Here is a 16,527-nt window from a genome sequence, read left to right on the forward strand (position 1 = left end):
GCTATGGCGGCTGCCAATTCACAAAAACACGCCCGCGTTCGGATCATCGGTGCCGCTAGCGGCCTTGGGGCGCAGGACCAGGCCTGCGAGAACGGGCCGGTTGCCTTTCATCGCTCGCAGGCTTGGCACGAGCTTGCGCATCATCCACGGCTCGATTGGGGGAGGACGCTGTTTGCACCGGCCGGGGATTGTGGCGGCCCGACGGGGCGAATTGCCGGGCTGTGCCGGCACCTGGCCGATGAAGTCGAGCATGCGCTGCGTGGCGGTGAGCTTCCGGTCGTCATCGGCGGCGATCATTCCGTGGCCATCGGAACGTGGAGCGGCGTTGCGCGGGTGGCCGGGCAGCCGGTGGGCTTGCTGTGGATTGATGCCCACCTCGACAGCCATACCCCCGAAACCAGCTATTCCGGCGCCATTCACGGCATGCCGCTGGCCTGCCTGCTCGGGCGTGGCGACAAGCGCCTGCTAAATATCGGTCTCGCCGGCGTGCAGGTCAGTGCCGGGCACACGGCAGTGCTCGGGGCACGCAGCTATGAACCCGAGGAAATTGATTTTCTGCAGGCCAGCGGGGTTCGCATCATCGACAGGGTCGAATTGGAAGAGCGTGGTTTTGCCGATTGCCTGGATGAAGCCCTAGCGATTGTGACGGCTGCACCGGCCGGCTTTGGCGTGACGCTGGACCTGGATGCCATCGATCCGCTGCTGGCGCCAGGCGTGGGGAGCCCGGAGCCTGAAGGGCTGAGCGCGCGCGATGTCTTGGAAGCAGTCTCTGGCATTGCCGGCTTGCCCGGATTCAGGACGTTGGAAATCGTCGAATACAACCCGGATCGGGATCGGCTTGGCATCACGGCGAGCCTGATCAGCGACCTGGTCGGCCGGATCCTGCCATCGGACAACAATTGAAACAGCTGGCGGGTTTCGTCATCGCGCCACTTTCAAACGATAATTCGATATTGGGCATAACAGGGGGCAGCGTATGAGCATTCTTGTGACCGGCGCGGCAGGCTTCATCGGCAGCAATTTCGTGCTGGACTGGCTGGCCCTGTCTGATGAAAAAGTCATCAACCTCGATGCGCTGACCTACGCCGGCAACCTGGAGAACCTCGCCAGCCTTGAGGGCGATGCGCGCCACGTCTTCGTCCATGGTGATATTGGCGACTTCGAGCTGGTCAGCACGCTGCTGGCCGAACACCAGCCGCGCGCCGTGCTCAATTTCGCCGCCGAATCGCACGTCGACCGCAGCATCCACGGCCCGGAAGATTTCATCCAGACCAACATCGTCGGCAGCTTCCGCCTGCTCGAAGCGGTGCGTTCCTACTGGGGGGGGCTGGCGGAACCGGCCAAGAGCCAGTTCCGCTTCCTGCACGTGTCCACCGACGAAGTGTATGGCTCGCTCGGCCAGGGCGACCGCGCCTTTACCGAAACCAACCGCTACGCACCGAACAGCCCGTACTCGGCGAGCAAGGCGGCAAGCGATCACCTGGTCCGCGCCTATCACCACACCTACGGCCTGCCGGTCCTGACTACCAACTCTTCCAACAACTACGGTCCCTACCACTTTCCGGAAAAGCTCATCCCGCTGGTCATCCACAACGCCCTGGCGGACAAGCCGCTGCCCATCTACGGCGACGGCCGGCAAATCCGCGACTGGCTCTACGTCAAGGATCACTGCAGCGCCATCCGTCGCGTTCTCGAAGCCGGCAAGGTCGGCGAGACCTACAACGTTGGCGGCTGGAACGAAAAGCCGAATCTTGACGTCGTGTATACCCTCTGTGCGATTCTCGACGAACTGCAGCCGCGGGCCGATGGCCGGCCCTACCAGGAACAGATCACCTACGTCCATGATCGGCCTGGCCATGATCGCCGCTACGCCATCGACGCCAGCAAAATCGAACGCGAACTCGGCTGGAAGCCGGCCGAAACCTTCGAAACTGGTATCCGCAAGACAGTTCGGTGGTACCTCGACAACCTTGCCTGGGTCCGGAACGTGACGAGTGGTGCCTACCGGCAGAGGCTGGGTCAGAAATAGGCAATGCAAGCATGACACAACGCAAGGGCCTTATTCTTGCCGGCGGTTCCGGCTCTCGACTTTACCCAGCGACGCTGGTCGTATCAAAGCAACTGCTGCCGATCCACGACAAGCCGATGATCTACTATCCCTTAAGCTCTCTGATGCTGGCCGGCATCCAGGATATCCTGATCATCTCGACGCCGCAGGACATACCGCGCTTCCAGCAACTGCTCGGCGATGGCAGCCAGTGGGCCCTGAACCTGCAATACGCCATCCAGCCGAGTCCGGACGGGTTGGCCCAGGCTTTCATCATCGGTCGTGATTTCGTCGGCAGTGGCGACAGCGCCCTGGTTCTTGGCGATAATATTTTTTACGGCCATGAGTTCGCTCACGATCTGGAGCAAGCCTGCCGGCAGCAAGCCGGTGCCACCGTCTTCGCCTACCACGTGCACGACCCGGAGCGCTACGGCGTAGTCGAGTTCGATGCGGCCGGGCAGGCGATCAGCCTGGAAGAAAAACCCAAGCAACCAAAATCCAACTACGCAGTGACAGGTCTGTATTTCTACGACAACCAGGTGCTCGACATCGCCCGCGATCTCAAGCCCTCGCCGCGGGGCGAACTGGAAATCACTGACGTGAACCGCATCTATCTCGAGCGCAAGCAACTCAGCGTCCAGGTCATGGGCCGCGGCCACGCCTGGCTCGATACCGGCACGCACGAAAGCCTGCTCGATGCCAGCCAGTTCATCGCTACCATCGAAAAGCGCCAGGGCCTCAAGGTGGCTTGTCCGGAAGAAATCGCTTATCGCAAGGGCTGGCTCGATGCCGGGCAACTGGAAAAACTCGCCCAGCCCATGCTCAAGAATCCCTATGGCCAGTATCTGATGAGCCTGCTCAAGGAAAAGGTCTTCTGATGAAGGCTACACCGACCCGGATTCCCGACGTGCTGGTCATTGAACCGAAAGTGTTCGGTGACGACCGGGGGTTCTTCTTCGAGAGTTTCAACCGGCGCGCCTTCCATGAAGCGACCGGGCTGAACGTTGATTTCGTGCAGGACAACCACTCCAAGTCCGCCCACAACGTCTTGCGCGGCCTGCATTATCAGGTCGAGCAGCCGCAAGGCAAGCTGGTTCGCGTCACGCAGGGCGAGGTGTTTGACGTGGCGGTCGATATCCGCAAAGGCTCGGCAACCTATGGTCAGTGGGTGGGCGAAATCCTGTCGGCGGAGAACAAGAAACAACTGTGGATTCCCGCCGGGCTGGCGCATGGTTTCGTCGTGCTCTCGGAAACGGCGGAGTTTCTCTACAAGACCACCGAATACTACGCGCCGCAGGATGAGCGCTGTATCGCCTGGAACGATCCCGATCTCGCCATCGCCTGGCCGATCGAGGGGCAACCCTTGTTGTCGGCCAAGGATGCCACGGGTGCCGCCTTCCGGGAGGCCGAGTGAAGGCGATGCCCAAGGTGCCGATCCGAGGTGTCGGGCGCGAATTCAGCTGCAATGAACATTGATCCTTTCCTGATTCTCGGGGTCGCCCACGATTCGACGCCGGCGGACTGGAAGCGTGCCTACCGCCGGCTGGCCATGCGCTGGCATCCGGATCGCAGCCACGATCCGCAGGCCACCGAGCGTTTCAAGGAAATCAACGCGGCCTACGAGCAGTTGCTGGCAGCCGATCAGCCGGATGTCGTCGATGAGGATTCCCGTGCCGATGAGACCCCGCCGGATGAGCCGGAACAGCCTGTCGCCAAGGCAGCGGATATTCGGCTGAACATCGAGGTCAGCCTGGAAGAGGCGGCTACCGGCTGCCGCAAGCCGATTCATTACTTCCGCGGCAAGCCTTGTGTCACCTGCGATGGCAGCGGGGAGGCCGGCATGTCGCGGACCCGCTTCTGCGATGCCTGTCACGGCAGCGGCCGCGTTCATGACGCCAAGCGGGCCTTGGTCCGCTGTACTGCCTGTGGCGGCCGGGGTTTGTTTACGGAACGCATCTGCCCCGATTGCGGCGGCAGCGGTCGCGATGCCGACGATGTCAGCCTGGAAATCAGCATTCCGCCGGGCATGCTGCCGGGCGACGAATTGCGCCTGGCCGGGCAGGGCGAACCGGGCGACGACGAATTGCCGGCTGGCGATCTGTACCTGACCCTGGTGATCGCAGCCCATCCGCTCTACCGTCTGAACGGTCGCGACCTGCACTTCGCGATGCCGGTCAGTGCGCTGGCGATGATGGCCGGCGCCGACATCGACTTGCCATCCCTGAGCGGCATTTTCAAATATTCACTGGAAGCAGGTGTCGCCGAGCCTCGCCAGTTGCATTTGCCGGGCAAGGGTTACCCCGGACGCGGCAAGCATCGGGCTGGCGACATGTGGGTCGACTTGCTGCCGGTCTTTCCCGCCAAACTGAGTGCCAGGCAACGCAAGCTGCTGTTGCAGGCCCATGCCGCGCTGCTGGACGATGCGTTGGATGCCCTGCCGGAAATCGCCGACTGGCGAGCCGCCTATTTGGCGGACTGAGGCGCTTCAGGGCTTCGGCGCGGGATCGAAGCCGAAACGTTGGGGCAGGTCGCCGGCGAGGATGTGTTGCAGGCGATGGGCGTTCCAGAAAATGGCGCTGGCGCCGCCGTTCAGCAGATCGACAAAGGCTTCCTCGCTGGCGGGCTGGCCATCTGCACCCTGGCAATCAGCAAGGAACCCCGCCAGTTCGCGGTCATCAAGCAGGCCGATGCCGAGGGCGGTTGCCAGCAGGACGTTGCCTTCGGCGTCGAGGAAAATGCTGTGCACCGCACCGGCCGGCTGACCGGTGTGGCTGATGAAACGCAGACCCTCGTGCCGAAAGACCCAGGGTGTGGCGGCTAGCGCAACGAAAACCCGTTGCGGGCCGTTCTGCACGAACCAGCGGCCCGCCTCGTCCGAACCGTACTGCCGGTTCATGAATGCGATCAGGCCGTGGTGCGTGACACGTTCCCCCTGTAAGCGCCAGTCGCCCCGCCGGTCAAGCGACAACCAGTCGTAACAGGCGGGGACGTTGGGCCACTTGGCGATGGCAGAGAGATCGACCATCAGTCGGCGTAGGCTTCCATCGGCGGGCAGGCGCAGTTCAGGTTGCGGTCGCCATAGACATCGTCGATGCGATTGACGCTCGGCCAGAACTTGTTGGCAGCCACCCAGGGCAGCGGGAAGACGGCTTCCTCGCGGCTGTAGGGGCGGCTCCACTCGCCGGAGATAACGTCCGCCTGCGAATGCGGGGCATTCTTCAGCGGATTGTTGTCGGCGGGCAGTTCGCCTCGTTCGATGCGGTGGATTTCGTTGCGGATGGCGATCATCGCCGCGATGAAGCGATCCAGCTCGGCTTTCGATTCCGACTCGGTCGGCTCGACCATGATCGTGCCGGCGACCGGGAAGGAGACCGTCGGCGCGTGGAAGCCGTAGTCCATCAGGCGCTTGGCGATGTCGATTTCGGCGATGCCGGTGGCGGCCTTGATCGGGCGGATGTCGAGGATGCACTCATGGGCGACGCGGCCGTTCTTGCCGACGTAAAGCACCGGGTAATGGTCCTTGAGCTTGCTGGCAACATAGTTGGCGTTAAGGATGGCGACTTGCGTGGCCTTCTTGACACCTTCGCCACCCAACATGGCAAGGTACATCCAGGATATCGGCAGGATCGAGGCCGAGCCAAACGGGGCAGCCGACACCGCACCCTGGCCACCGTGCGGGCCGTCGATCGGGGCGACGACATGGTTGGCCATGAAGGGGGCAAGATGCGCCTTGAGACCGATCGGGCCCATGCCCGGTCCGCCGCCGCCGTGCGGGATGGCGAAGGTCTTGTGCAGGTTCATGTGGCTGACATCGGCGCCGATGAAACCGGGCGAAGTCAGGCCAACCTGGGCGTTGAGGTTGGCGCCGTCCATATACACCTGGCCGCCGTTGGCATGCACGATGGCGCAGATGTCGCGCACCGCTTCCTCGAAGACGCCGTGTGTCGAGGGGTAGGTGATCATCAGGCAGGCCAGATCGTCCTTGTGCGCTTCGGCCTTGGCCTTGAGGTCGCTGACGTCCACGTTGCCGTTTTCATCGCAATCGACCACGACGACCTTCATGTTGGCCATCTGGGCGGTGGCCGGGTTGGTGCCGTGGGCGGATTTCGGGATCAGGCAGATATCGCGATGGCCTTCGCCGCGGCTGGCGTGGTAGCGGGCAATCGCCACCAAGCCGGCGTATTCACCCTGGGCGCCGGAGTTCGGCTGCATGCAGATGGCGTCGAAGCCGGTGACGGTCTTCAGCCACTCGGTCAGGCTACCGATCATCTCGTGGTAGCCCTGCACCTGATCGCGCGGGGCGAAGGGGTGGATGCCGCCGAATTCCGGCCAGGTGACCGGGATCATCTCACTGGTCGCGTTCAGCTTCATGGTGCAGGAACCAAGCGAGATCATCGAGTGGTCAAGCGCCAGATCCTTGTTCTGCAGCGACTTCAGGTAGCGCAGCATCTCGTGCTCGGTGTGGTGCGTATTGAACACCGGGTGGGTCAGTACCTCGTCCGTCCGCAGCAGGGCGTTCGGCAGGCCGATGACCTGGGCGTCGATGGCAGCGATATCGAGCGTCGTCTGGGCGATGACCTTGAACAGCGCGGCAATGTCGTCGCGGGTGGTGGTTTCGTCGAGCGAGATGCCAAGCACGCCAGCGGCGACGCGGCGCAGGTTGTAGCCGGCCGCCAGGGCATCGCGATAGACCGTTTCGGCGCGGGCGCCCAGGTCGAGGTGCAGGGTGTCGAAGAACTGCTCGGCCGCCAGGCCGACCCCGGCCAGTTTCAGGCCGGCGGCCAAGATGGCGGTCAGGCGCTGGATGCGGGCGGCGATGGTCTTCAGACCCTGCTGGCCGTGATAGACGGCGTACATGCCGGCCATGTTGGCGAGCAGCACCTGCGACGTACAGATGTTGGAATTGGCCTTTTCGCGGCGGATGTGCTGTTCGCGCGTCTGCAGCGTCATGCGGTAGGCGGTCTTGCCGCGGGCATCCTTGGAAACGCCGATGATGCGGCCAGCCATGGAGCGCACATTGGCTTCGCGGGTGGCGAAGAAGGCGGCGTGCGGGCCGCCGAAGCCCATCGGGATGCCGAAGCGCTGGCTGGAGCCGAGGGCGATGTCGGCGCCCATGGCGCCGGGTGACTTGAGCAGCACCAGGGCCATCAGGTCGCTGGCGACGGCAACGCAGGCACCCTTGGCCTTGAGGCCGGCGATGAGGTCGGTCAGGTCGCGCACTTCACCGTTGTCACCGGGGTATTGCAGCAGGGCGCCGAAGAATTCTTCATCCTTCACGCTGTCGATGCCGGCAATGACCAGTTCGAAACCGAAATAGGCGGCACGGGTCTTCACTACGTCGATCGTTTGCGGGAAGCAGTTGGCATCGACCAGGAAACGGTTGGATTTGGACTTGGATACGCGGCGCGCCATGGTCATGGCTTCGGCGGCGGCGGTGGCTTCGTCGAGCAGCGAAGCGTTGGCGATTTCCAGGCCGGTCAGGTCGACGACCATCTGCTGGAAATTCATCAGCGCTTCCAGGCGGCCCTGGGCGATTTCGGCCTGGTAAGGCGTGTAGGCGGTGTACCAGCCCGGGTTTTCCATGACGTTGCGCAGGATGACCTTGGGCGTCAGGGTGTCGTAGTAGCCCATGCCGATGCAGGACTTGGCGACGACGTTCTTGCCGGCGATGGCCTTCAGGTCGGCCAGGGCTTCGTGTTCGCGGCGCGGCGCAGGCAGCGGCAGGTCGGCCGGCAGGCGGATGGCGGCAGGAACGGTTTGATCGATCAGCTGGTCGAGGCTGGCAGCACCGATGTCGGCCAGCATCTGGCTCATCTCGGTGGCGCAGGGGCCGATGTGGCGGCCGATGAACTCGTCGTGCTGTTCAAGGGCGGAAAGAGGGGTATGCAGGGGCATGGGAATCCTTGCGGTCGAATGGAAGCTGCGCGTCGTCATCCCCGCCCCCCATAAGGACTTCCTCCTGTTGCAGGTGGGGATCCAGGCGCAGCTGCTGGGTTCCCGCCGAAGCGGGAACGACGATATGAGGTTAAGCGGCGTCGGCGACGGCCTGGTAGGCAGCAGCGTCGAGCAGGGCGTCGACGTCGGCCATGTTGTCCGGCGTCATCTTGAACAGCCAGGCGGCGTAGGCGTCGGCATTGACCGATTCCGGCGCGTCGGCAGCGGCCTGGTTCACTTCGGTGACGGTGCCGCCGATCGGGGCGTAGACGTCGGCCGCGGCCTTGACCGATTCAACGACGGCGATTTCCTTGTCCTTGGCGTAATGGGCGCCGACTTCCGGCAGTTCGACAAACACCAGGTCACCCAGGGCTTCCTGTGCGTGGTCGGTGATGCCGACAGTGACGGAGCCATCGGCGTTCTTCAGAACCCACTCGTGGGAGGCGGCGTACTTGAGGTTGGACGGGACGTTCGACATGGTTTTCTCCTGAATGGGTGGAATTTATTGAACAGCCTTGCCGTTGCGGGCAAAAACGGGTTTGGTGACCTTGGCCTTGAGCAGCTTGCCGCGGATATCGACCTGCACTTCGTCGCCGATGGCGACGCCGAGCGGCAGGCGGGCCAGCGCGATGGATTGCTGCAGCGTCGGCGAGAAGGAACCGGAGGTGATTTCGCCTTCGCCCTGGGCGGTGACGACCTTCTGGTGGCCGCGCAGCACGCCCTTGTCGAGCAGGATCAGGCCAAGGAACTGCTTTTGCTGGCCATTGGCGGCCAATGCGGCGCGGCCGACGAAATCGCGCTCGTCCTTCATGGCCACGGTCCAGGCCAGACCGGCGTCGAGTGGCGACACGGTTTCGTCCATGTCCTGGCCGTAGAGGTTCATGCCGGCTTCGAGGCGCAGTGTGTCGCGAGCACCGAGGCCGCAGGGGGCGACGCCGGCATCCTTGAGCTTGTTCCACAGACTTTCAGCCTCGCCGGCCGGCAGCATGACTTCGTAGCCGTCTTCGCCGGTGTAACCGGTGCTGGCAATGAAATACTGATCGACTTCGGCGGCGAAGAAAGCCTTCAAACCTTCGGTCGCGGCCTTGGCCTGCGGCAGCACCGACCAGACCTTGGCGCGGGCGTTCGGGCCTTGCACGGCGATGATGCCGAGGGCGTTGTCGCCGTCGCGGCGCTGGGTGATGGTGACGTCCATCTTCCATTCGGCGGCCTTGGCCTGCATCCAGGCCAGATCCTTCTCGGCGGTGCCGGCATTGACGACAATGCGGAAGCGGGTGTCAGTCAGGAAGTAGATGATCAGGTCGTCGATGACGCCGCCAGTTTCGTTGAGCATGGCGGAGTAGAGCGCCTTGCCGGAGACGGTCAGCTTGGCGACATCGTTGGCGACGAGGCGGGAGAGGAAGGGGCGGCAATCGGCACCGACCAGATCGACTGGGCACATGTGCGACACGTCGAACATGCCGCAATAGTTACGCACGGCGTGGTGCTCCTCGATCTGGGAGCCGTAGTTGACCGGCATGTCCCAGCCACCGAAATCCACCATCCGGGCGTTGAGTGCGCGGTGCGCAGCATTTAAAACCGTTTTCTTCAGCATATCAATCCTTTAGTGGCTTTTCTCAAAGCCGTTTCTGGAAACGGAAAAAGGGTGAAACGTAAAACTCGCGTCTTGCGTTTCACCCCTCTGTCCTCGATACCTGAGAGATTTGCCCCATCGGTGGACGCTTGCCTGGCGGCTGTCGTCGCTCTCCAGAGTTTCAGCGATAAGCTGCTGATTCCGCGGTCCTTTTGCCTGAGCGTTTTCGGGTGGGTTTGCGCCTTCGGCGGCAGATCGAACTGCCCTCTCCCACGGAATGGAGGGCACTATAGCGGGATGGCACGGTCGAATCAACATGCTGCGCCGCACAAGGAAATCCGGGCGGTCTGGCCTTCGTGATAAACTCTTCGTTTGACTTCAAGCGCTTGCCTGTGACGCCTGCCAATTTCGACTTTCATTGCCACTCCATCGTTTCCGACGGTTTGCTGCCGCCGGCGGTAGTCGCCAGGCGGGCGGCTGCCAATGGCGTCGACCTGTGGGCGCTGACCGATCACGATGATATCGGCGGCCTGGAGGAGGGAAGGTCAACGGCCGAGGAGGCCGGCATGCGCTTCGTCAACGGCGTCGAGATCTCCATCGAGTGGCAGGGCATTCCGATTCACATCGTCGGCTTGGGTTTCGATGCCCAGGATCGGGCATTAGTCGAAGGTCTGCAGGCCTTGCGCCAAGGACGCGTCGAGCGTGCCCGGCGGATGGGGGAGGCGCTTGCCGCCATCGGCATCCCGGGTGTCTATGAGGGCGCCCTGTGCTTCGTGACCAACCCGAGCCTGATCTCGCGTGCCCACTTTGCCCGCTATCTGGTCTCAGTCGGCATCGCCCGCGATGTGCCGGGCGTCTTCCAGCATTACCTGACGCCAGGCAAACCCGGCTACGTCGATCACCAGTGGGTGACGCTGGAGGATTCGGTCAAATGGATCAACGGTGCTGGTGGCGTGGCAGTCGTCGCGCACCCCGGACGCTACAAGATGTCCGGTGCCCAGATGCGCCGCTTCCTCGATGACTTCAGGGATCTCGGTGGTCGTGGTATCGAGGTAACCTGTGGCAGCCATTCGCCGGATCATGTGATGCATTTCGCCCGGCTGGCGAGGCATTACGAATTGCACGCCTCGCGTGGCTCCGATTTTCACGGCCCGGAGGAAAGCTACGTCGATCTCGGCAAGCTGCCGCAGCTACCCGAAGATCTTAAACCTGTCTGGCGTCTGGTACTTTGAGCATGGCCCGTCTCGTCAATATCCATCCCGATTCGCCGCAGCAGCGCCTGCTCGTGCAGGCTGCCGAATTCATCCGCGACGGTGCGCTGGTCGCGCTGCCGACCGACTCCTGCTATGCGCTGGGTTGCCATCTGGGTGACAAGGAGGCGCTCGACCGTATCCGGATGATTCGCCAGGTTGACGACCGTCATCACCTGACGCTGATGGTGCGCGACCTGTCGGAAATTGCCACCTATGCCCGTGTCGACAACGCGCAGTACCGCCTGCTCAAGGCGGCGACGCCCGGCAGCTACACCTTCATCCTCGAAGGCAGCAAGGAATTGCCGCGCCGGGTCATGCACCCGAAACGCAAGACCATCGGCCTGCGTATCCCCGATCATCCTGTTGCGCTGGCCTTGCTGGAGGAGTTGGGCGAGCCCTTGCTGACCACGACCCTGCAGTTGCCGGGCGACGAAGCACCGCTCACCGAAGGCTGGGAAATCCAGGATCGGCTGGATGACCAGATCGAGTTGATCCTCGATGCCGGCCATTGCGGTACCGAACCGACGACCGTCATCGATCTGACCGGCACGGCACCCGAACTGGTGCGCGCCGGACGCGGTCCGCTGGCCTTGTTCGGACTCGACTGACGATATGCTGGAAAGCCTGATCCAGACCCTGGCGATATCGGCCCTGCCGGTGATCTTCGCCATTACGCTGCACGAGGCGGCGCACGGCTACGCGGCGCGTCATTTCGGCGACCCGACCGCCTGGCAGATGGGGCGCATCAGTCTCAACCCGCTGCGTCATATCGACCCGATCGGCACCATCGTCATCCCGATCGCCATCCTGCTCTTTTCCGGCGGTTCCTTCCTGTTCGGCTACGCCAAGCCGGTGCCGGTCGATTTCGGTCGCCTGCGCAATCCGAAACAGGACATGTTCTGGGTGGCTGCCGCCGGCCCTGCTGCCAACCTGTTCATGGCCCTCTGCTGGGCCTTCGTGCTCAAGCTCGCCTGGCTGATGCCGAGTAACGAATTCACCTTGCCGCTCTCCGAAATGGGCAAGGTCGGCATCGTCGTCAATTGCGTGCTGATGGTACTCAACCTGCTGCCGCTGCCGCCACTCGACGGTGGGCGGATCGCCGTCAGCCTGCTGCCGCATGGCCTGGCCTGGAAATTCGCCCGCATTGAGCCGTGGGGCTTCCCGATTTTGCTGCTGCTCCTGTTCACCGGTATCCTCGGCGCCGTCATGAACCCGCTGGTCATGCTGTCGGCCGGGATTATCGAGTTTATTTTTGGTCTCTACTAATCGACTATGTACGCTGAACGTGTTCTCTCCGGCATGCGCCCGACCGGCGCCCTGCATCTCGGCCATTACCACGGGGTTCTCAAGAACTGGGTCAAGCTCCAGCATGAATATCCCTGCCTGTTCTTCGTTGCCGACTGGCATGCCCTGACGACGCAGTACGACAATCCGCAGGGTATCGAGAAGTCGTCGATGGACATGGTCATCGACTGGCTCGCTGCCGGTGTCGATCCGAACCAGGCGACGCTGTTCATCCAGTCCAAGGTGCCCGAGCACGCCGAACTGCACCTGCTGATGTCGATGATGACCCCGCTCGGCTGGCTGGAGCGCGTGCCGACCTACAAGGACCAGCAGGAAAAGCTGGCCGGCAAGGATCTGACGACTTACGGCTTCCTCGGCTACCCGCTGCTGATGAGCGCCGACATCCTGATCTACCGCGCCGACAAGGTGCCGGTCGGCGAGGACCAGATCCCGCACGTCGAATTCACCCGCGAGCTGGCCCGCCGCTTCAACCACATGTACGGCCGCGAGCCGGATTTCGAGGACAAGGCCCGCGAGGCCGTCAAGAAACTGGGCAGCAAGAAGGCCCGCCTGTACGAAGAACTGCGCGTCCGCTTCCAGCAGAACGGCGACAAGGAAGCCGTCGAGCAGGCCAAGGCCGTACTCAACGAAATCCAGCACCTGTCGGCGGTCGATCGCGAGCGCCTGTTCGGCTACCTGGAAGGCACCGGCAAGATGATCCTGGTCGAGCCGGGCTACCTGCTGACACCAGAATCGAAAATGCCGGGTCTCGACGGGCAGAAGATGTCCAAGTCGTACCACAACACCATCACCATGCGCGAATCGGAAGAGTCGGTGGCCAAGAAGGTGAAGAGCATGCCGACCGACACCAATCGCGTGCGCCGCACCGATCCGGGCGATCCGGCGCGTTGCCCGGTCTGGCAGTTGCACCAGGTCTATTCCGACGACAGCACCAAGGAATGGGTGCAGCAGGGCTGCAAGACGGCCGGTATCGGTTGCATCGAGTGTAAGCAACCGGTTATCGACGGCATCCTGAAAGAACAGATCCCGATGCGCGAGCGGGCCCAGATGTATCTGGACGATCCGACACTGGTCAAGAACATCATTGCCGACGGCTGCGAAAAGGCCCGCGAACTGGCGCGTGAAACGATGCGTGACGTGCGTGAAGCGATGGGGCTGGAATACCACTGATGTTCGGCATGGACTGGGAGACGCTGATCTGGATCGGCATCGGCTTTGGCGGGCAGGCGCTGTTCATGATGCGCTTTGTCGTCCAGTGGTGGTCGAGCGAAAAGGCCAAGCAGGTCGTCGTCCCGGTTGCCTTCTGGTACTTCAGCATTGCTGGCGGGCTGGTGCTCACCGTCTATGCCATCCATCGGGAAGACCCGGTCTTCATCTTTGGCCAGGCGTTGGGTCTCATCATCTACTTCCGCAACCTGCATCTGCATTACAAGGGCAAGGGCCGCGCCGCGGCCTCGTGACATGACGGCCGATCTCGACGTGCTGGATGCGCCGGTCGCCCAAGCTGACCTGCTCGAACCAGTGGCCCGTATCTACGGCCAGCCGATGGAGCAGTTGCCGCTCGACCTGTATATCCCGCCCGATGCATTGGCGATCATGCTCGATGCCTTCGAGGGGCCGCTCGACCTGCTGCTCTACATGATCCGCCGCGCCAATATCGATATTCTCGATATCCCGATGGCGCCGCTGACCCGGCAGTATCTCGATTACGTCGAAGCCATGCGGGCGCAAAATCTGGAACTGGCCGCCGACTATCTGGTCATGGCGGCGATGCTGATCGAGATCAAGTCGCGCATGCTCTTGCCGCGTCCCAAGCTGGCAGAGGGCGAAGAGGCGGAAGATCCACGGGCCGAACTGGTGCGCCGGCTGATGGAATACGAGCAGATGAAGCTCGCCGGCCAGAAGCTGAACGAAATGCCACAAGCCGAGCGCGAATTCTTCTGGGTCGAAACGCTGGTCGAAAAATCCTTGCTGGTGCGGCTGCCCGAAGTTTCAGTCGATGACCTCAAGGAAGCCTGGATGGCCGTCGTGCGCCAGGCCGGGCTGAAGAAGCACCACAAGATCGGCCGCGAGGAACTGTCAGTGCGCGAGCACATGGGCATCATCCTGCGCACCCTGCAGGAGAGGGGTGGCTTTGTGCAGTTCGAAACCCTGTTCGACATCGACATGGGGCCGCCGGGCTTGGTCGTGCATTTTTTGGCCATGCTCGAACTGGGGCGGGAAAAGATGATCCGTATCACGCAAACCGAAGCCTTTGCGCCGATCTACATCAATCTGAGTACGGGCGAACCGGAAGTGGTCTTGGAGGAGGGCGATGGAGCCGAGCCTGGTCAAGAAGGTGCTTGAGGCAGCGTTGCTCGCGGCACGCGAGCCGATGATGCCAAGCGACATGAAAAAGATGTTCGACGAGGAATTGTCGACCGATACCCTGCGCAAACTGCTCGACCAGTTGCGCGAGGAATGGGCCGACCGGCCGGTCGAGTTGATCCAGCTCGCTTCCGGCTGGCGCTTCCGGACCCGGGCTGAATACTTGCCTTACCTCGACCGTCTCAATCCCGAGCGCCCGCCGAAATATTCACGGGCGGTGCTGGAAACCCTGGCCATCATCGCCTATCGTCAACCCGTGACGCGCGGCGATATCGAAGAAATCCGCGGCGTGGCAGTCAATACCAACGTGATCAAGACCCTGGAGGAGCGTGGCTGGATCGACGTCGTCGGCCACCGCGAAACTCCGGGACGGCCGGCGCTGTTCGCAACGACCCGGCAATTTCTCGATGATCTCGGCCTCCGCAGCGTCAGCGAACTACCACCGCTTGAACAAATCAGCCAGACACTGGAGCTGGAACAATGACCAATAAACGCACACCATTCCGTCAGTCGCCGAACAAGCCCGTGGGGGCGAGCGAACGGGGCGATCAGCCGAGCCGTGGACGTGGCCCGCGCCGGGAGTCCCCGGCCATCGATGCGCCTGCCGCCAAACCCGCTCCCCGCCGCAAACCGGCGCCCAACACCGGCGGCCGCGCCAATCGTGGCCAGATCGCCCGCGACGGTCGCCCGCTCGCCGAAGCCAAGCCGGTTCGTCTGCAGAAGGTGCTGGCCGAAGCCGGCGTCGGCTCGCGCCGCGAAATGGAGGAGTGGATCGCTGCCGGCAAGGTCAGCGTCAATGGCGTCGTCGCCACCATCGGACAATCCGTGGTGCCAACCGACAAGGTCAAGGTCGGCGGTCGCCTGATCAACATCCGTTTCACCGGCAGTTCGCGTCCGCCACGCGTGCTGATGTACCACAAGCCGGAAGGCGAGATCGTTTCGCGCGACGACCCGGATGGTCGTCCGTCGGTCTTCGCCGCCTTGCCGCGCATGCGCGGTGGACGCTGGATCAACGTTGGCCGCCTCGATTTCAACACGTCGGGCCTGTTGCTGTTCACCACCTCGGGTGAATTGGCCAACAAGCTGATGCATCCGAGTTCTGAATTGGTTCGCGAATACGCCGTCCGTGTATTGGGCGAACTGACCATGGAGGCGCAGCAGCAATTGCTCAACGGCGTCGAACTGGAGGACGGCATGGCCAGCTTCGCCAGCCTGGTCGATGCCGGTGGCGAGGGGGCCAACAAGTGGTACCGCGTCACCCTGTTCGAAGGGCGGAACCGTGAGGTGCGGCGCATGTTCGAGGCGGTCGGCTGCACGGTCAGCCGCCTGATTCGGGTTCGCTACGGCCCCTTCGTCCTGCCGCCGCAATTGAAACGTGGCCGCTCGCACGAGTTGAGCGAGGACGAGGTGAAGGCCCTGCTGCGTGAGCTCGCCAGGAGCACGCCAGGCAACCAAAAGGGGGCGGAGACTACCTAAACGGATTGTCTGAGGGGAATAAATCCGTTATAATTCACGGGTTTGTTCCTCCTGCTCTTTTGAGCAGGGCATCTTTGTATTCTCAAGGTGGGCGTTTCGCCCATTTTTTATTTGTGGCCATGGATTTAAATACGCTGCTGGAAACCACCGTTGTCGGTATGGGCTATGAACTCGTTGATGTCGAGTTGTCGCCGCGCGGTCGCACGATTCGCGTCTTCATCGATGCGCCGACCAAGGAAAGCGGCGTCGATGTCGAGGATTGCGCCAAGGTTTCGAATCAGCTGACGCGTCTGTTCGAGGTCGAGAATGTCGATTTCGATCGCCTCGAGATCTCCTCGCCGGGCATGGATCGCGTCGTTAAGAAGGAAGCCGACTTCACACGCTTCGCCGGCCAGGATATCCAGATCAAGCTGCGCATCCCGCAGAACGGCCGCCGCAACTTTCAGGGTGAACTGCTCGGCTGCCAGGATGGCAAGGTCGGCTTGCGCCTGGAAAAAGATGATGTGGAACTGGAATTTACCAATATCGAGAAGGCACGTCTGGTGCCCCGATTCGACTGAAGGACTAGGAGG

General features: G+C 62.5%; 18 protein-coding genes and 2 riboswitches. Of the genes, 14 read left to right on the forward strand and 4 right to left on the reverse strand.

Translation table 11 applies throughout. The features are described from left to right. Nucleotides 1-3: 3 nt before the first annotated feature. From K420_RS0111690 to K420_RS0111710, 5 genes are all read left to right on the forward strand, one after another. Nucleotides 4-903 (forward strand): arginase, encoded by a 900-nt coding sequence (locus tag K420_RS0111690; protein ID WP_027458226.1) that lies wholly within the window; start codon nucleotides 4-6, stop codon nucleotides 901-903. 73 nt (nucleotides 904-976) lie between these two features. Beyond that, nucleotides 977-2,029: a dTDP-glucose 4,6-dehydratase gene (gene rfbB / locus K420_RS0111695; protein ID WP_027458227.1), complete on the forward strand. Its 1,053-nt coding sequence runs from the start codon at nucleotides 977-979 to the stop codon at nucleotides 2,027-2,029. An 11-nt stretch (nucleotides 2,030-2,040) separates the two neighbouring features. Further along, nucleotides 2,041-2,925 (forward strand): glucose-1-phosphate thymidylyltransferase RfbA, encoded by an 885-nt coding sequence (gene rfbA / locus K420_RS0111700; protein ID WP_027458228.1) that lies wholly within the window; start codon nucleotides 2,041-2,043, stop codon nucleotides 2,923-2,925. Next, the gene (gene rfbC, locus K420_RS0111705; RefSeq protein ID WP_027458229.1) at nucleotides 2,925-3,461 is read left to right on the forward strand and encodes a dTDP-4-dehydrorhamnose 3,5-epimerase; all 537 of its coding nucleotides are present in this window, start codon (nucleotides 2,925-2,927) and stop codon (nucleotides 3,459-3,461) included. Before rfbA ends, rfbC begins: the two co-directional genes overlap by 1 nt. Before the next feature lie 51 nt (nucleotides 3,462-3,512). Beyond that, a complete protein-coding gene (locus tag K420_RS0111710; RefSeq protein WP_035854776.1) occupies nucleotides 3,513-4,526 on the forward strand; it encodes a DnaJ C-terminal domain-containing protein in 1,014 nt (337 codons plus the stop codon). A 6-nt stretch (nucleotides 4,527-4,532) separates the two neighbouring features. Here the strand turns inward: K420_RS0111710 and K420_RS0111715 are convergent, their stop codons facing one another. The 4 genes from K420_RS0111715 to gcvT form a co-directional block, all read right to left on the reverse strand. Next, nucleotides 4,533-5,072 (reverse strand): DUF2946 family protein, encoded by a 540-nt coding sequence (locus K420_RS0111715; RefSeq protein WP_035854778.1) that lies wholly within the window; start codon nucleotides 5,070-5,072, stop codon nucleotides 4,533-4,535. Beyond that, nucleotides 5,072-7,942, reverse strand: a complete 2,871-nt coding sequence (gcvP, locus tag K420_RS0111720; protein ID WP_027458232.1) for an aminomethyl-transferring glycine dehydrogenase — start codon at nucleotides 7,940-7,942, stop codon at nucleotides 5,072-5,074. The genes K420_RS0111715 and gcvP overlap by 1 nt, the downstream gene beginning before the upstream one ends. A 130-nt stretch (nucleotides 7,943-8,072) precedes the next feature. After that, complete coding sequence (gene gcvH, locus K420_RS0111725; protein WP_027458233.1) at nucleotides 8,073-8,459, reverse strand: glycine cleavage system protein GcvH; 387 nt, start codon at nucleotides 8,457-8,459, stop codon at nucleotides 8,073-8,075. Between the two features lie 24 nt (nucleotides 8,460-8,483). After that, the gene (gcvT, locus tag K420_RS0111730) at nucleotides 8,484-9,575 is read right to left on the reverse strand and encodes a glycine cleavage system aminomethyltransferase GcvT (RefSeq protein WP_027458234.1); all 1,092 of its coding nucleotides are present in this window, start codon (nucleotides 9,573-9,575) and stop codon (nucleotides 8,484-8,486) included. 77 nt (nucleotides 9,576-9,652) lie between these two features. Continuing rightward, nucleotides 9,653-9,741, reverse strand: a riboswitch (glycine riboswitch). A gap of 7 nt (nucleotides 9,742-9,748) precedes the next feature. Next, a riboswitch (glycine riboswitch) is annotated at nucleotides 9,749-9,837 on the reverse strand. A 109-nt stretch (nucleotides 9,838-9,946) separates the two neighbouring features. Between gcvT and K420_RS0111735 the strand changes: the two genes are divergently transcribed. The 9 genes from K420_RS0111735 (at nucleotide 9,947) to rimP (ending at nucleotide 16,515) form a co-directional block, all read left to right on the forward strand. Then, nucleotides 9,947-10,786, forward strand: a complete 840-nt coding sequence (locus K420_RS0111735; protein WP_027458235.1) for a 3',5'-nucleoside bisphosphate phosphatase — start codon at nucleotides 9,947-9,949, stop codon at nucleotides 10,784-10,786. A 2-nt stretch (nucleotides 10,787-10,788) separates the two neighbouring features. Continuing rightward, nucleotides 10,789-11,415, forward strand: coding sequence for an L-threonylcarbamoyladenylate synthase (locus tag K420_RS0111740; protein ID WP_027458236.1), 627 nt, complete (start codon nucleotides 10,789-10,791; stop codon nucleotides 11,413-11,415). Nucleotides 11,416-11,422: 7 nt separating this feature from the next. After that, nucleotides 11,423-12,073, forward strand: coding sequence for a site-2 protease family protein (locus tag K420_RS0111745; protein WP_027458237.1), 651 nt, complete (start codon nucleotides 11,423-11,425; stop codon nucleotides 12,071-12,073). Nucleotides 12,074-12,079: 6 nt separating this feature from the next. Beyond that, complete coding sequence (locus K420_RS0111750; RefSeq protein WP_027458238.1) at nucleotides 12,080-13,282, forward strand: tryptophan--tRNA ligase; 1,203 nt, start codon at nucleotides 12,080-12,082, stop codon at nucleotides 13,280-13,282. Further along, on the forward strand, nucleotides 13,282-13,572 hold the full coding sequence (locus K420_RS0111755) for a lipid-A-disaccharide synthase N-terminal domain-containing protein (RefSeq protein WP_198293838.1): 291 nt from the start codon (nucleotides 13,282-13,284) through the stop codon (nucleotides 13,570-13,572). Before K420_RS0111750 ends, K420_RS0111755 begins: the two co-directional genes overlap by 1 nt. A gap of 1 nt (nucleotide 13,573) precedes the next feature. Beyond that, complete coding sequence (locus K420_RS18860; protein WP_051453100.1) at nucleotides 13,574-14,458, forward strand: segregation and condensation protein A; 885 nt, start codon at nucleotides 13,574-13,576, stop codon at nucleotides 14,456-14,458. After that, on the forward strand, nucleotides 14,427-14,963 hold the full coding sequence (gene scpB, locus K420_RS0111765) for an SMC-Scp complex subunit ScpB (RefSeq protein ID WP_027458240.1): 537 nt from the start codon (nucleotides 14,427-14,429) through the stop codon (nucleotides 14,961-14,963). Before K420_RS18860 ends, scpB begins: the two co-directional genes overlap by 32 nt. After that, nucleotides 14,960-15,955 carry a 23S rRNA pseudouridine(2605) synthase RluB gene (gene rluB / locus K420_RS18865; protein ID WP_051453101.1) on the forward strand — a complete coding sequence of 332 codons (996 nt, stop codon included), beginning with the start codon at nucleotides 14,960-14,962 and terminating at the stop codon, nucleotides 15,953-15,955. Before scpB ends, rluB begins: the two co-directional genes overlap by 4 nt. 119 nt (nucleotides 15,956-16,074) lie before the next feature. Further along, nucleotides 16,075-16,515, forward strand: a complete 441-nt coding sequence (rimP, locus tag K420_RS0111775) for a ribosome maturation factor RimP (protein ID WP_027458241.1) — start codon at nucleotides 16,075-16,077, stop codon at nucleotides 16,513-16,515. Nucleotides 16,516-16,527: the final 12 nt, after the last annotated feature.

It is taken from the genome of Dechloromonas agitata is5 (assembly GCF_000519045.1).
GTDB classification, from domain to species: domain Bacteria; phylum Pseudomonadota; class Gammaproteobacteria; order Burkholderiales; family Rhodocyclaceae; genus Azonexus; species Azonexus agitatus.